Origin of the sequence: Coleofasciculus sp. E1-EBD-02 (assembly GCF_040218245.1) — a bacterium.
In the GTDB taxonomy this organism is placed as follows: Bacteria; Cyanobacteriota; Cyanobacteriia; order Cyanobacteriales; family Coleofasciculaceae; genus Coleofasciculus.
This window is the reverse complement of sequence record NZ_JAVJQN010000014.1, coordinates 1-16,101: the sequence shown is the minus strand read 5'-3', so window position 1 is coordinate 16,101 and position 16,101 is coordinate 1. Positions and strand designations below refer to the sequence as shown.

General features: G+C 44.4%; 8 protein-coding genes. 3 read left to right on the top strand and 5 right to left on the bottom strand.

Annotated elements, in window-relative coordinates; genetic code table 11:
- Window positions 1–360: 360 nt before the first annotated feature.
- The 3 genes from RIC07_RS02225 (at window position 361) to RIC07_RS02215 (ending at window position 4,620) form a co-directional block, all read left to right on the top strand.
- Window positions 361–1,656, top strand: coding sequence for an NB-ARC domain-containing protein (locus tag RIC07_RS02225; protein ID WP_446393087.1), 1,296 nt, complete (start codon window positions 361–363; stop codon window positions 1,654–1,656).
- An 8-nt stretch (window positions 1,657–1,664) separates the two neighbouring features.
- Window positions 1,665–3,485, top strand: coding sequence for a protein kinase domain-containing protein (locus RIC07_RS02220; RefSeq protein ID WP_446393086.1), 1,821 nt, complete (start codon window positions 1,665–1,667; stop codon window positions 3,483–3,485).
- Window positions 3,486–3,642: 157 nt separating this feature from the next.
- Window positions 3,643–4,620: a tetratricopeptide repeat protein gene (locus tag RIC07_RS02215; RefSeq protein ID WP_446393085.1), complete on the top strand. Its 978-nt coding sequence runs from the start codon at window positions 3,643–3,645 to the stop codon at window positions 4,618–4,620.
- A 156-nt stretch (window positions 4,621–4,776) separates the two neighbouring features.
- Here the strand turns inward: RIC07_RS02215 and RIC07_RS02210 are convergent, their stop codons facing one another.
- The 5 genes from RIC07_RS02210 to RIC07_RS02190 all read right to left on the bottom strand — a co-directional run bounded on the left by RIC07_RS02210 (window position 4,777) and on the right by RIC07_RS02190 (window position 15,728).
- Window positions 4,777–5,346: a Uma2 family endonuclease gene (locus RIC07_RS02210; RefSeq protein ID WP_446393084.1), complete on the bottom strand. Its 570-nt coding sequence runs from the start codon at window positions 5,344–5,346 to the stop codon at window positions 4,777–4,779.
- 210 nt (window positions 5,347–5,556) lie between these two features.
- Entirely contained in the window at window positions 5,557–6,198 is a 642-nt protein-coding gene (locus RIC07_RS02205; protein WP_446393083.1) for a restriction endonuclease subunit R, read from the bottom strand.
- A gap of 413 nt (window positions 6,199–6,611) precedes the next feature.
- Window positions 6,612–9,347: a CHAT domain-containing protein gene (locus RIC07_RS02200; protein ID WP_446393082.1), complete on the bottom strand. Its 2,736-nt coding sequence runs from the start codon at window positions 9,345–9,347 to the stop codon at window positions 6,612–6,614.
- A gap of 69 nt (window positions 9,348–9,416) precedes the next feature.
- Window positions 9,417–10,253, bottom strand: a complete 837-nt coding sequence (locus tag RIC07_RS02195; protein ID WP_446393081.1) for an Rpn family recombination-promoting nuclease/putative transposase — start codon at window positions 10,251–10,253, stop codon at window positions 9,417–9,419.
- A gap of 252 nt (window positions 10,254–10,505) precedes the next feature.
- The gene (locus RIC07_RS02190) at window positions 10,506–15,728 is read right to left on the bottom strand and encodes a two-partner secretion domain-containing protein (protein WP_446393080.1); all 5,223 of its coding nucleotides are present in this window, start codon (window positions 15,726–15,728) and stop codon (window positions 10,506–10,508) included.
- Window positions 15,729–16,101: the final 373 nt, after the last annotated feature.

Here is a 16,101-nt window from a genome sequence, read left to right as displayed (position 1 = left end):
TATCCGCCCGGAACCCGGAGTTCAAACTCCGGGCTTATAGCTAAAGTCCATTAAAATGGACTAAGACTAGAGATGCTTCCCTTGATAGTGGGAGAAGGCTAAGGTTCCTCAACTACGAACGAACGACGAACAAGGAATGGATCAAACTGTCCGTCTCACAGTCTATAATGAGAAGGAACCCGGAGTTCAAACTCCGGGCTTATAGCTAAAGTCCATTAAAATGGACTAAGACTAGAGATGCTTCCCTTGATAGTTGGAGAAGGCTAAAGTTCCTCAACTACGAACGAAGGACGAACGGATCAAACTGTCCGTCTCACAGTCTATAATGAAAAGTACAGACTAACGTGAGAACCGAAGACCTTGACTTCCCCGATTCCCCCTGAATTCCTGAAAACCTTGACTGACGAACGCGGTGTGTCTGACACTGAACTGGAGGCGTTGTCGTTAGTCCTGACGGGCAAGTCAACTCAGGATGAGATTGCCCACTTCCTAGGGATCACTCCCATCGCCTTGCGGAAGCGATTGGGTGAAGTTTATCGCAAGTTTGAGATTACGGGAACGGGTCCGGGTAAGTTAGTGGAATTGAAACAGCGTCTCATCTCTGCTTATCAAACCCATCAAACTCAGTCCTCTCGGCGTCGAGATTGGGGAGAAGCGCCGGATATCTCGGTGATGTATGGGCGTAAAGAGGAACAGGAGAGGCTGAAGCAATGGATTATTCAGGATAACTCGCGCTTAGTCGCCATCCTGGGAATGGCAGGAATTGGCAAAACTACGTTGGCGGTGAACCTGGCGCAGGATATAGAGGAGGAGTTTGAGTTTATTATCTGGCGATCGCTTAGGAACCCGCTACCCCTAGACACCCTTTTAGGGGATTGGCTTGTCGCTTTGGGAAATCAGGAAGAATCGGATTTACCCAGAGACTTGAATGAGAGACTCTCTCTGTTGCGAGATTATTTAAACCAACACCGTTGTCTATTAATCCTTGATGATGTGGAGACAATTGTGCGAAGTGGTGATAGATTTGGACGCTATAGTCCTGACTATGAGGAATACGGGTTACTTGTGAGGCAACTTGGTGAATCGTCCCATCAAAGTTGCTTATTACTTTGTTCTCAAGAAACCCTGAGAGATATCCGACGCTTAGAAACAACTCGTCCCTCCGTTCATTCCTTACCACTTAATCCTTTACCCGACGCCGCCGCCCGCCAAATCTTAGCCGAAAATGGGTTAATGGGTGAGGAAAAATGGGATAGTTTGATTCGGGATTATCAAGGAAATCCCTTGGCTTTAAAGTTAGTCGCCGCGACGATTCAAGAGTATTTTAATGGGGATGTGGTGGAATTCACTAATTTACAAACTATTTTAGTTGATGATATCTTTCGGGAAAACTTAGACCGGCAGTTTGAGAAGTTATCGGATTTAGAGAAAGAAATTATACAGAGTTTAGCCACTCAAGACAAGCCGCTGTCTCTGAGAACGTTGCAAAAAAATAATTCTATCTCGTTTTCGGAATTATTAGAGGTACTGGACTCCTTACGGGGACGTTCTCTGATTGAGAAGACTGGGGGTGATAGGAAAAAGACCAGCGAACCATTTTTTACCTTACAGCCGATTATTAGGAAATATGTGAAAACCTACAAAATGAAGAATTAGTAGAGACGTTGCATGCAACGTCTCTACAGGTTGACCCTCTTCCCCTGAATAATCATGTGATTTACTGTATTAATCCCCACTGTCAACAGCGTCAAAATCCCGATGAATTGGAGTGTTGCCAAACCTGTGGTACTCCACTACTAATTCATGACCGATATCGGTTAATTCAACCCTTACGCCGATTAGATTCGCGGAAATATACCGATGTCTTTGAGGTGGATGATCAGGGAACCCGGAAAGTGATGAAGGTTCTCAGAGAGAATCATAGCAAATTAGTCGAACTCTTTGAACGGGAAGCCTTGACGCTGGAACTGTTAAACCATCCAGGGATTCCCAAGGTTGAAAGTGATGGGTATTTTACGGTTTCTGTTAATAGTACCACAGAATTACACTGTCTAGTTCTGGAAAAAATTGAGGGACAGAATTTAGAAGCGTGGGCGAAACAATATGGGGCGATTTCTCAAGCATTAGCCCTCAATTGGCTGAGACAACTTCTAGAGATTCTTGATTACTTGCATCAAAACCAATTCTTTCATCGGGATATTAAACCCAGTAATATTATCCTGAAACCAGATGGCAGATTGGTGTTGATTGATTTTGGCAGTGTGCGGGAGATTACAGGGACGTATTTAGCTAAACTTCGGGGAGATGTTGAACTAACCAAGATTATATCAGAAGGATACACTGCACCGGAACAAAGGCAGGGTAGATGTTTGCCCCAATCTGACTTTTATGCCTTGGGACGCACGTTGGTTCATTTACTTACTAATAAACCGCCTAGTTGTCTACCTATTAATCATAATACAGGTCAGTTAATTTGGCAAGATAAAGCACCACAAATCTCTAAACCTTTAGCCGAGTTTATCGATGATTTGATGGCGGATGCGGTGGTGAATCGTCCCCAAGATGTGCAAGCGATCGCGCAAGGATTAACCCGCGTCAGTCTGTGGTTGCGGGGTTTGGGGTGCTGGGTGCGATCGCCTCAAGGAATTGCTACTATTATTACTCTAGTAATTATGGGAGTTGGCGTATATCATATCTCACAACCTTGGCGATTTCAGTATTATTTTAAACCAGGAAAAAAATATTTAATACAGGTACAAGAATACTCTTCTCAGTATTATTTGCAACAGGGACGAGAAGCCCTCATGGAGTTTCGCTTAGAGCAAGCTAGAATTAATTTGGAACGAGCGGTTAAAATTAATCCTAATAGTGCCATAGCGCGTAGTGATTTAGGACTGGTTTGTAAGTATCAAGAAGACTTTCAATGTGCTAAAGAACAATTTAATCAAGCTTTGAAACTAAAGCCAAACGCTGAAACAAAGGCAACAATTCACTACAATTTAGGAATACTTTATGAGGATGACGAAAACTTTGATCAGGCGCTAGTTGAATATAAACGTGCCATGCAGGATAAGGGTTATGTCGGGATTGATGCGACGAACAATTTTGCCCGTCTGCAAATTTGGCAAAAGCAGAATTATGATGTAGCCGTTAATCTTCTACTTAAGGCTTTACAGCGTACAGAAAGTCTGGGTTTAGATGAAACAGAAAAAAATAGTCTCCAATCCATACTCTACAAAAATATAGGCTGGGCGCGTCTGGAACAAAATCGCGGTCAAGATGCCGAGAACTATTTAAAAAAAGCCATTATGTTAGATAATAAGCAAGCGGCGCCACATTGTCTTCTCGCCCAAGTTTGGCAAAACCAGGAGGATGATACAAAGGCGTTGATATCTTGGAAAAATTGTCGTCAGGCTGAGTCGAGAGGATTACCTGAAGTACAGGTATGGCAAGCGGATGCATTAGATTATTTAAATGTACAGTAATTCTCTCAAGAACGACGTAACGGTGCGTTACGCTTCGCTAACGCACCCTACGATTTTTACGATTTTGTTCAGACAAGCTATATGGCTAGAAATGTAATCGTTAATGTCTATACAATGATATTAATGTCTTGTGCTGCTACCGTGCTTTTGTGTTAATATGAAGCCTAAGGTATTATTTCCCTTACTCGTCGCATTCAGCTTAATAACGGGACTAGAGAGTATTGTCTGGCAACGTGCGATCGCGGATACCTCAAAGCCCAAACCAATCTGCCCAGAAAATAGTCCTTGTCGTTTCCCTCGTCGCAGTGGTTTGACGGATATTCGGATTATCACTCCGCCCCGAGGTTCGCTGCTAAATCCCCAACCTACCCTATCTTGGACACCGCTACCTGATACTCAAGAGTATACCGTGCGTTTGTTGCGATCGGGGGAAACTGTCTGGGAATTACCGAATGTGCGAAACACCGAAATTCCCTATCCGGCGACTCAATCTCCATTAACCCCTGGGATTAATTATGAATTGATGGTTGAGGCGGATGGAAAAGCTGGGAAATCAATGTTTAGACTGATGACACCCAGCCAATCTGAATCCGTGATGGCTGAGGTGCAAGAGATTCGCCAGAATAATCTGAGTGCAGATGAAATGGCGTTACAACTTGCCCAGCTTTACCAAGACTATGACTTGATGACTTTGGCGATTCAAACGCTAACAGAGGCGATTGACAATAATAGCCAGAGTTTAGAGGTTTATCACAGTCTGGGGAATTTATATAATCGATTGGAGTTACCAAGACTCGCTGAATCAGCTTATCAAGAATCCCTAGATTTGGCAAGCAGTCGTCAAGATATTGCCGGACTTGCCCAGGCGCAAATTGGACTGGCGAGATCCTTTGTGGCGCAGGAAAAATTACCGCAAGCTGTTGAGGCGTTAACAGCAGCTTACAGCAATTATCAGCAGTTAAATAATGCTGAATTGACTCCGCAAGTTGCCCAGTTTTTAGGCGAGGTTTATGAAGGGGATAATAATTATGAAGAGGCGCGGCGTTGGTATCAAGACGCTAAGGCGGGATATGAGGCGATTGGTGATGAACAGCGGATTGAGTACATCGAAAAAGTGATGCGGCGATTAAATTGATTTGTCATTTGTCATTTGTCATTGACTCAAACGCTTTAGACGTAGGGTGCGTTAGCGCAGCGTAACGCACCATCTATTAATTTCCGGTTGGGTTGAAGTCGAAAATCTAGCTAGGGCTAAGGTTCCCTGACTACGAACTAGGCTAAGGTTCCCCTACTACGAACTTAATTCTACATTTTCGTAAAGCATTTCAAGCGTACAGTTAAAATTAACGCTAGTTAGGTGTAATTCATTTTCTTCTGTATAAGAATGCAGTTCCCAAATTCCTTCAGCGTTGCGTCGAAAACACTCAACATTGATTTGATCGGTACTAATGATAACGTATTCTTGCAATGTGGGAATGCGACGATAATGTCTAAATTTTTTACCTCGGTCAATGGCTTCTGTACTGGGTGAGAGAACTTCGACAATTAGACAAGGATAGCGCACAAATTCGATGGCATATTTATCTCGTTCGTCACAGGTTACCATGCCATCAGGATAGTGAAAGGGACCCTTGTCTGTTATGCCAACTTTGGCATCTGAGGATAAGACTTTACACCCTTTCCCACGCAGGTGATTTTTCAAGGCGGCGATGAGGTTAACGGCGATTTCATTATGGGGAATGGTTCCCCCTGTCATGGCGAAAACTTCACCATTGATGTATTCATATTTGATGTCTTGGTGTTTTTCCCAGTCTAGGTAGTCTTGGGGTGTTAGGGTGTTGGGTTGGGGATTGGCAATCATTTGTTTTTTGGGGTTTAGGTGGGTTGAATTTAGAAGGCTGATATTATGTCTGTTATGTTTTTTCAACGCAGAGGGGCGCAGAGGTTAGCGCAGAGGTACGCAGAGGGAGTTTAAGGATTTGGGGCAAAGTTTTGTAGGATTCGGACATAAGTGGAAGCGATATTGGTTTTTGTAGGTGTTGGGAATATATGGGTAGGAGGATGGGGATGGCTAGTTGGAGTTGGTTCGGGTTAATTCTCCTAAATGTTTTAAGATACTTAAGACGTTATAGAGATCATTTCCGGGTTTGCGTCGCAAGTCGAATTGGCTTGATGTCGCATACTGAGGGATTTGTCCTTGGATTAATTTGACGAATAGGAAACTCCCTCCATTGGAAATCATGCCAAAACTGGGTTGTTCGGGGTGAGGGTTAGCTAACATATAAGCTAACATCTGTGAGAGTCCGGCTTCAATGGAATAGGCGGCGCGTTTGGATTCGATTACGGCTACCCAGAGGTGTTGTTTGAGGACTAATACGTCTAGTCGCCCTTCTACAATTAAGCCTTGGTCTTCTGTGGAAATATCGACGGATTTTTCGGCTTTGATGTGAAAGGGGAATAGGTAAAAGTCGGCTAAAAATAGTAGTGGGGCAATTATTGCCATGCGGATGGCATTTTCTAATAGGGGTGGGTGTTTGAGGAAATTGAAGTAACCTCGCTTGAGTTTGTCTAACATCTGTTTCTCGATGTCAGAGAGTTCGGGGAGATTATTTTGCCATTCTTGAAAAAATTGAGTATCCTCGACTTCGATTAGACCAAATTGCCGTTCTAGTTCGTCTATGGGGATAACTGACGCTTGAACTGTTAAAACCATGGGGTTAAAAATTATAGCGTTAATGTTGGCTATTATAAGGCTATTGTCAGACTATTGGTGTGTTACGCTATCCTACCCTACCCTACCCTTCGGAAACGATGCGCGAACGGGAACGCTTCGCGAACGGGAACGCTGCGCGAACCTGCGCGAACGCTAACGCACGATGGCGGCGTGGCACACCTTATTTGATGAATTAAATTAGGCTTGTAGTAAGGGAACCTTAGCCCTAGATTCCGTTGGGTTTCCTTGTGTCAATTCAACCTACAATTATTGGTGCGTTACGCTTTGCTAACGCACCCTACGATTTGGCTACGAATGACGAATGACGAATGACAAATGACAAATGACAAATGACGAATGACGAATGACGAATGACAAATGACAAATGACAAATGACAAATGACAAATGACGATTAAAACCAGTTTCCGGCGAGGATGAATGCTGCCCAATAGTAAGGATGTTGATGGGATGAATTATCGGGATTATTTATAAATTGTCGTTGCACGTTGGCTAGGGCTTTTGCTTTAGGAATGCCTTGATTTAATTGCTGGTAAAAGTCGTCCATTAATTGGGCGGTAGAGTTATCACTAACGCGCCATAAACTGGCGACGGTACTACTGGCATTTGCTCTTAAGGCTACTCCAGCTAATCCTAAGGCGGCACGTTTATCCCCAGAGGCTGTTTGACAGGCGCTGAGGACTAATAATTGAATGGGTTCGCTGCGGGTTTGTTCTCTCTGTTGCAGGAGTTGACCAAATTTTTCGACGGGGATTTTCTTGTCCCAAGCGTAGATGACGGTTTTGGTTGCATCTGAACTAAATTCGCCGTGGGTGGCTAAATGAATGACGGAAAATGGATGGTTAATCAGTTGGTTTCGGAAGTTGGTTTGGGTAAATTGTTCATTTTCTAGTAGTTGGCTGGGAACGGTATTGTGAATCTGTTGCAGTTCGTCCCAGACATTGAATAAGGCGGGTAATTTGGGTGGGTAACTCTCGGCTTTTTTATGAATTCCTCCTAGTAGCCCTTGCCAATGGGTTGGGGATAAGGGTTTGAGGTTGGGAAATTGTGACCCAAGGCTAACGGTAATGTTATAGGTTTCGACTAAGTAATGCTGACCATCGTGGAGAATGGAAAGGGGGAGATTTTGCAGGGTGCTATCGAGAACAAAGACTAGAGTTCCCTCTGGGGGTAAGTCAGCTTGGGCGGGTTGGAGTAACCAGTTATAGAGTTTTTGGGCTGGGGGTAAAATTAAGCGGTCTACTGAATTGCGGGGGTCATCTAGTTGTTGGCGCAAGTCGTAGAGGGTTTGGCGAATGTCTTGGGCGGAAACGTGGGGCGTATATCGATAAATTTTTTCCGGAGATGATTCAGATTGGGGTAATTTTACTAGAACTTCTAGACGGTTTTCCAGTAAAATCGGATAGATAATCGCAGCAGGAGGATTTTTACTTTTGTCAATCGGGACTAAGTTGGTAAAACTACAGCGAAGAAAGTCTTCGAGTTCAGCCAGTTGTAGGGCTTCGCTGATGCGTGTGGCTTGGCGGAGATGGTCAGAATTGGCGTCGGGTTGGAGTAGGATTTGCAGGAATTCTTGATAAATGGGTTGCACATCGTCTAAGAAGGAAAACTGCACACCGGGGTTGATGGCTAATAAATTTCGGCGCACGGAATCCAGCAGCTTAATTGAGGCGTCGTAAGCGTGAATGGCGTTTTCTTTTTGTTGCTGTTGCCAATAAATTCGTCCCGATTGCCATAACCATTTATAGGCGAGGTCTTCAGCGTCCAGGGATTGGGCTAAACCGAGGGCTTGATGGGTTAAGTCTTGGGCATCTTTCCATTGTTGATTGTGTTCGTAAATGTGACCTAATGTACCCAGGGCTTCAGATTCTGCCCGTTGGTGTTGTAGGGATTTTGCTTGGTTAAATGCAACTTGGGTATAATTTAAGGCATGACTAACGTTTGGGTCATACTGGGGTAATTTCAGTAACTCTTTGGCAAACTTAAGTCGGCTATAAATGGCGATTTTACTGGGGGATAAGTTGGCAAGGGTACTCTGAAGTAATGTGTCAACTTGGGATTTAATTTGAGGTGTAAATTCAGCAGGGTTTGCGGTTGTATCAGTGTTTTCTAGGGTTTGTAACCATTGCTGAAACTCGATTAATAAATGGAGTCGATGCAGTTGGGCTTCTAGGGGTAAGGTGGTGGAGTCGGTGTTGATGGCGGCGGCTTGTTGATAGGTGTTTAAGGCTTTTCTTGCCAATTGTTTGGCTTTGTCGCGATTCTGGGTGATATTACTTCTCTCCCATAAGTCTTTGGCTTGGCGGTATAAGGCGTATTGGGTTTTGCCTAAACTGAGTAATGTGGCACTTTGGTCGGATGGGGAGTCGATTTGTTCGGCTAAGTCTAAGGCTTGCTGTAAAATGTGGTTTGACTCCTGCCAATGTCCAACCAAGCGGAGAACATTTCCTAAGTGGCGTAACCCGACAACGGTAAACGCGGGTTGAGATTGCTGTTCAAAGGTGTTAACGGCGGCGGCTAATTCGCCTGACTCGGACAAATTGCAGTGATTGTCTACCTGGAGGGCTTGCAGAGAAACTTGACAGGCGCGACGATAGAGTCCTAAGGCTTCCATGGCTTGGGCTTGGTTGAATCGGCTACCTGTTACGCCGATGTCATCATTGAGTTGCTGATAGATTTGCGTCGCTTGCTTCCAGGTGGCTAATGCAGATTCCGCCCGCCCTAAGGCTAATTCTAGACGACCTTGGTGATTCAGGGCTTGAGCATAAAGGCGCGATCGCTCTGTTGATTCTGCTACGGTGTCTAATAGACTCAGACTGGCTGTGATTGCGGCGTCGGCGTCTGTCCATTGGTGCCGTTTCTGATAGGCTAAGGACAGATAACTCAACGCCTGGGCTTGATGCAGGGTATCCCCTTGGGTTTCATAGCCTTGGGCGGCTTGTCGCCAGAGGTGAATGGCTTGTTGATAGTCTTTGGCGGCGTAGAAGGTTCTCCCTTGGGCTATAGATTGTGCGGCGGATTGGATAGGGGGGGTAATTGGATTAATTTGGGATAAGACAGGGGGGATACCGATGAATAGGAATAATCCGAGAATAAATCCAATTAGTAGATGGCGATTGTTCTTTGTCATTCGTCATTTGTCCTTTGTTATTTGTCATTTGTCCTTTGTCATTTGTCATTTGTTGTTTGGGACAGACATTTAGGTTAAGTCTTGAATCTCGGTAATACTTAATCCAGTTTTTTGACTGATTGTTTCAATGTCTAAAACGTCGAGAAGTTGGCGGGCAATGGCAATCGCTTTTTCCTGCATACCTTCCTCTTTTCCGTCTAGTTTAGCTTTGCGAATCGCATTCTGACTATCTTGAATAAATAGCTCTCGCTTTTCTAGGGCTTCTAACTCTCGCTTGGTTAGCTTACTCTGTCTGGCAATTGTAAATGCCTGTTTCATGGCGGGAATCGTTGCCATTGGCGGCGGCACGTCTTTTAAGGTGTTGGCGAATTTGAGGAAGTAGAGCCATTTATCGGTTAAGGTTTCTGATTCCTCCAGGGTTTTATTGAATTTGGGTAATTCGACAAAGACTAATTCAATATCATCGGTATAATCAGTTAACTCTTCCTTTTCCTTGAGGCAATAGCGAGAGATGATTTTGGCGCTGTTGGAGAACATCTCAAAGTCGGTAATGGTTAAGGCAATCACCGGATTCAATAAGTTGTAATCTTCCCCGACTCCCAATTGAATAGAAAAGGCTTTGGCGGCATTATACAGGACTCGTTTCTCAAAGCCTAAAACGTTGAGTACCTGCATTTCAATGATGACGGTTTTGTTTCCAGTGATAACGGCTTTAACATCTAAATAGGAATCCTTAATTCCCTGAATACGAGGCGATTGATAAGGGTCAAGGATTTCTAGGTCTTGAATGGTTTCCTGTTCCTGATAAAGAATGGCATTCAGGAAACTAATTAAAATTTCTTTACTTTTCTTGGAGCCAAAAATCTTCTTAAAGGCAAAATCAGTTTTCGGATTAATAAATGTCATCAGTTATCTACCTCCCTTAACTATTCCATCCTGTCCATTTAAACAACCCCAACCTACCACCACCCACCACTCAATCCCTCTGCGCCCTCTGCGTAAACCTCTGCGAACCTCTGCGTTAAAAAATATATAGCGTTGCTCATAAGATGAGGTCTATGAGGGCGCAAGCCTTGCGCCCCTACGTTCGCCCTTATATTTGGGTGTACCTCACGCCTCAACAACTCAATCTCATCCCTAATTATTATCCCCCATTTATCACTCAACCACACTCTGACAATGTAGCGGATTTTGCCAACCCGTATTAGGCGTAACATTAGGCGCTTGGGCGGTGAGAACTATTGTTCCATCGGGTAATTTTATCCAGCCTTGAGCTTCAATTATTGGCGTTGAACTCCTCTGGGTTACAGGTTCAATTTTTGCCGGAGAGTTATCGCTACTGGGAGTCAATGGACGTAAATCTTCCCACACGTTATATGTTCCCGTTACTTGGGAAATTGTGGGAGGAACTCCGCCGCGTCCACTGATGATAAAATGGCTGGGAGTTTGGTCAGAACGCCCTTGACAGAAATTGACAAATTCGGGCGGGGAGGTTGGGGGAGGTAATTGAACTAATCCAGCGTTGGGGTCAATTCCAGGTGTTTCAATTGTCACCACACCCTGCTCTCCAAATTCTGAACTGGCAGTGATATCATTTAAGGGCGTGCGGCGATCGCGGAAATCGATGTCAAACAAATATTCAGCGGTAACATTAACGCGACCCCCATCGCCGAAGAAAGCATTGGCAATAATATCACTCCCCTCTGGACCTTCTGGGGGTAAGGCAATCACAAATCGCGTGTTCAGGGTAATATTGCCACCATTGGCTTCCTCAAAAGCGGTGGCGGAGATTAGGCTTTCATTGCGTAGAATTAAATCCTCATCCAGTTGCAGGAAAATATTCGCACCACCTTCCCCTTCACCCAATCGGGTTTCTGCCGTAACATATCCTTGATTCAGCCACAGTAAATTGGCGGTGATATCAGCATTACCCGCTTGTCCTTTCAGGCTAGTGACAGTGACTTCTGCTCCATCGTCAATTGTGAAATCTCCTGTGTTAACCGTCAAGTTTCCACTTCTGGCATTACCTAGCGTTAGGCTAAACGCCGACAAACCACTGCGAAACGTACCATTCAATGAACTGCCACTCAATGTGATAGACTCAGAGGCATTAACGGTTAAATTTCCCCCTGGTGCAATTCCTAAAGTCCCGGCTTCGATTCGTCCCCCATCAGTGGCAATTACTTTGCCAGTATTAACAATCATATCGCCAGCACGTCCAGATCCCCCTGTTAGGGTAAATAAGGCGCTACTCCCACTAATTTCTACAGAATCGGTCGCGTCTACATTGATTGTCCCAGCTTGACCACGACTGAAAAGAGCCGTGCTAGCTCTTACTTCTGAATTATCTCGGATACTAAATTTGCCAGTTTTAACCGTTAAGTTTCCGCCATCGCCACTGCTATGTTCTAGAGTATCGGCTAAAAGCCGACTCCCATTAATCACTTCCACAGAATCAGTAGCTTGTACCGTCAAATCTCCTGCATCGCCAGCCTCATTGGTGCTAATTGTCGTGGTACTGACTAAAGAGCGATCGCGAATGCTCAGGTTTTGTGTTTCAATAGATAAATCCCCAGCTTTGCCTGTATCTCCCGCTGATGCCATAACCTGATCTGGGTTATTCACATCCATGAAACCAGAGGCGGTGATAATTGCACTAAAGTTCGTTAAATTCACGGAATCAGAGGCTTGTACCCGCAGATTTCCCCCCTCACCGCGACCTGTGGTGCTACTTGAGACAATTGCAGTATCGCGCAGGTTTAAGTCTTTGGTTTCAATGGTTAAGTCCCCAGCATTTCCACTGGCTACTGTTGCTGAAGAAATGAAACTGCGATTGGCAAGTTCAATCGAGTCCGTTGCTTTTATGGTTAAGTCTCCGGCGTCGTTTGCACTCAGCGTTGAGCTAATAATCGATGAATCATTTTGGATACTGAGTTGTCCTGTTTCAACAGACAAGTTCCCAGCAGCTCCTGTATTGATGTCAGTAGAAAACGCGGCGATTGTACTCTCACTATCTATATTGACAGCATCAACCGCGTCTATGCTGAGATTTCCACTTCGACCGCTACCCAGGGTTGAAGAGGAGACTTTTGACTGATTCTCAACATTCAAATTCCCTGTGTCAACCCGCAAATTTCCGCCATTGCCACTCCCGAAGGTGGTCGCCTCTAGCCGACTGCGATTATTAAGATTGATAGAATTATCGGCTGTTATTGTTAGATTTCCAGCCGTTCCAGAACTGAAGGTACTACTGCTAATAACTGACCCATCTTGAATCTCTAAATTGCCTGTATTAATGTCTAGCTGTCCCGCATCTCCTGTACCATTTGAATAGGTCGTAATTGCACCTTGGTTATCTAAAGTAACAGAATCCGTCGCATCCACGCTTAAAATTCCACTCTGTCCAGCACCTTGAGTGGAAGATGAAATTACTGAAGAATCGCCAACGGTCAAGTTTTTTGTTTCAATGGTTAAATTGCCAGCATTGCCGCTACTTATTGTATCGGTCGAGAGTAGACTGCTACTGAAAACTTCTATTGAATCTGCGGCTTTTACCGTTATATTTCCTCCTGTTCCAGCACCAGCGGTATCGCTAAACACTTGGGATTCATCTCGAATACTCAGGCTTTCTGTATCAATAAATAGTTCGCCGCCAGCACCACCTGATGCCGAGTTTCCCATCACTCCTGTACCAAAAGCGGCGGTAAAAATTTTGCCCCCATCACCAACATTTATTGAGCCTGTATTGCTAATGGATATATTTCCAGCATCGGCTGTACCAAAAGCCGCCGTAGAAATTTGTCCATTGTTACTAACCGTTAGCTGTTTGGTGTCATTAATAGAGATTGTGCCGCCGTTTCCTGTCAAACCTACACCTAGAACTGAGCTACCTGCAAACAATCCACTGGGAGCAACTATAGTGGTATCCGTAAGGTCACGGGCGGAAGGTTCATTTGTAACAACATCGAAACCAAATTGAAGTAAGCGATTGAAATAGGTTGAGTCGCTACCTGAGATGGCGATATTATCGGTGACATTAAGGTCGATAGTACCCGCTTTGCCACTACCACGAGTAACGGCGAGGACTTGTCCACCTCCGGTGAGTTCTAAGGTATCAGAATTAATTGCAATCGTACCGCCATCACTAGAATTGTAGGTTGAATTGTCTATAACTGCACCATCAGTTAGGCGAAATGCACCCGTACTTACTTCAATCTCACCTGCTGAAGCATTGGAACTGCCACTGGTGCCAGCATATAAACCACTGGAATATCCATAGATAGGACTAACACCAGAAAGAGTCACTGATTCTTCTGCATTAATTTGAATACTTCCCGCCGTGCCAGCAGAGCTATTGTCTGAGTTAGAATTAGTAAAAATCCCGGAGCCACTTGTCAACGAAAGTGTACGAGATTTAATATCAACATCACCAGCATCACCCATACCTTCTGGATATACAGCAGTTAAAACAACGCTGTTATCAATGATTTCCACAGAGTCATCCGCCTCAACAGAAACATTTCCAGCATTTCCCTCTCCCCAGCTACTAGTCCACAAGAAAGCTCGATTTTTCAACTGAACTGAACCAGCCTCAATTTCAATATCACCTGCATTGGCTACTGCTCCAGATCCTACAGTGCTGAGAATAGCACTGTCTCTTATAGAGAATGTATTCGTAACATTAATGTTTACATTTCCTGCATCTCCTGTGCCAAAAGTGGCGGTAGCTAATTGAACATTATTCATCATAGACAGTGACCCTGCTTGGATTGTGATATCACCTCCATTCCCTGAACCATTAGTAACACTTTGGATATTAGCTTCATCTGATAAAAAGATTGAGTTCTGAGCCAGCATCGTAATATCACCCGAATCGCCAGTGGCAGAATTTGTTCCAATCTCACCAGCATTTTGGATATTAATATCACCGCGTGAGTCAAAAAAAACATCACCCCCATCCCCCTTAAAGCCAGTCAAAAAAGCCCCATCGTTGTCATCAACACGAATCTTGTTGACTTGAATATTGCCACTGAGTTCTGTATTTGGCTCATACTGATTTGTGAGCAAAACCTGACCGTTAGGCTGTTCTATAGAAATGCTACGAATTCTGATATCCGCATTCGTAACAGTATCTTTAAGGTCAGGATATGAGAAAGGAACCAAATTGAAGAAGGTATCAATCACGGGAGTTAGACCTGTCACTCCTTTCTTACCAATTACATCTGGGTCCACTCCTGCACGTACATCAAAAGTAGGACGCTCTCTCCCATTAATATGCACTACTTGACCATCTGATAAAGTCACATCTTCATCAATGTAATCATTTCCGGCTCTACCAAATTCTCGTCTCATAATCGTGACTTGACCAATCCTCACCTGTCCTCCGGCTAAAATGTGAAGGGAGGCTCCCTGATAACCATTAAAACGAACATCCCCACGGGAACGAATAATGGGGTCATCGGGACTCAACAAATTTCCCAGAGAACCATCAAGCTGTTCAATCTGGAAATTGCCACCACTCCAATAATGAGCATCACCTGCTACAGTATTAGCTGAACGCAGTATCATATCCCCACCGGAGAACAAGCCACTATCGGGGTGATTCAAGGCAAAAATATCGATACTTTGATTCCCTTGCACCAATAATTGACCTATTGCGGTGGCGATAAAGGGATTAGCGACACTATCGCGCATCTTAACCGTATCTGTGGCAAAAAGCGTCAAATTTCCGCCAGCCTGTAACTGACCCTGTAAATTCAGATTACCTGCACTAGCTAGAGTCAAATCTTGTCCTACCGCTAAATTACCAGAATTTGTGATAGTTCTTCCTGGATGATTTGACCCGTACTGCAATCCTGGTGTCAAATTAATCGTCAACAATGGCGGTGCTTCTGGATTAGTCGCACTAAAGATAGTGCCATTCTCAAATACCACCCCATTGGCGGTACTCCCGATAAAGGAACCCCGGATATCGAGTTGGGCATTTTCGCCAAAGAGAATTCCATTGGGATTGATGAAGATTAAATCGGCTGCACCGTTGACGCCTAATGTCCCCAAAATGTCCGAGGGATCAGTTCCCGTCACCCGACTAAAAATGGCTTCAATTCCAGCAGGGTTGGCAAAATAAACCCGTTGTCCTTCGTTAATATTAAATTCTAAAAAACTATGAAATAATGCCGAACCTCGGCTAGCACCATCCTGAATTAAATCGGCGGTTACTCCATCGATAACCACCCCATTCGGTAGGATTGAGGAACCTTCAGCGCCTAATGTGGAATCGGGTGTAATCTGGGCGAGGACAGGGTTACAGGGGATAAAGAAGAATGTTGCGATCGCGCTTCCCTGTATCAGACGCTGTAAGCTTTGATTGATGGTCATCATAGCACCCTCTAGATGTGAGATTTAAGGAATTCCCAACCTGATATTTATTTTATTATGTCCTGTGTCCTGTGTCCTGTAATCCTGTCATCCTGTCATCCTGTAGGGGCGAGTCGCTGCACTATTTTTCAGGGGAAAGGCATTAATTTTATCGACTCGCCCTCATCGTTGGTTCACCTGTTGCCAAGGATAACTCGGTGGGTTACGGCAGATATTTTATTAAAGGGTTGGTTTTCTGAATTGATTACTGCAAGAGCCCCCCTACAGATTCCGGTTGATATGGGTCTATAGGACGGCATATTTTCCCATGATATAAAAATACCAAAACTCTCCCCAAAAATCAACCCCTAATCCTATTTTTTTAGTAGGGGCGCAA